Source organism: Staphylococcus pasteuri (genome assembly GCF_030547725.1).
GTDB classification, from domain to species: domain Bacteria; phylum Bacillota; class Bacilli; order Staphylococcales; family Staphylococcaceae; genus Staphylococcus; species Staphylococcus pasteuri.
This window is the reverse complement of record NZ_JAUOQO010000225.1, coordinates 1-289: the sequence shown is the minus strand read 5'-3', so window position 1 is coordinate 289 and position 289 is coordinate 1. Positions and strand designations below refer to the sequence as shown.

At 66.4% G+C, this 289-nt stretch carries 1 protein-coding gene; it reads left to right on the top strand.

Translation table 11 applies throughout. The annotated features are described in order from the left end of the window. Positions 1-54: 54 nt before the first annotated feature. On the top strand, positions 55-289 hold a 235-nt coding region (locus tag Q4528_RS13480), incomplete at its 3' end, for an FGGY family carbohydrate kinase (RefSeq protein WP_303522033.1).

Below are 289 nucleotides of genomic sequence, written 5' to 3'. Positions count from 1 at the left end.
GCACATCCCCATCCCGGTTGGTCGGAACAGGACCCGGCGGATTGGATTGCCGCGTTGGAGGCTGCCATCGCAGAGCTGCGTGCCGGCTGTCCCGGTTTTGCAGAATTGCGCGGCATCGGCGTGGCCGGCCAGATGCACGGCGCGACGCTGCTGGACGACAGCGGGGCGGTTCTGCGGCCCTGCATTCTGTGGAATGGCCAACGGTCCCATAGCGAAGCGGCGGATCTGGATGCCACCGACGGCGTGCGCGCGATATCGGGAAACATCGTGTTCCCCGGATTTACCGCGC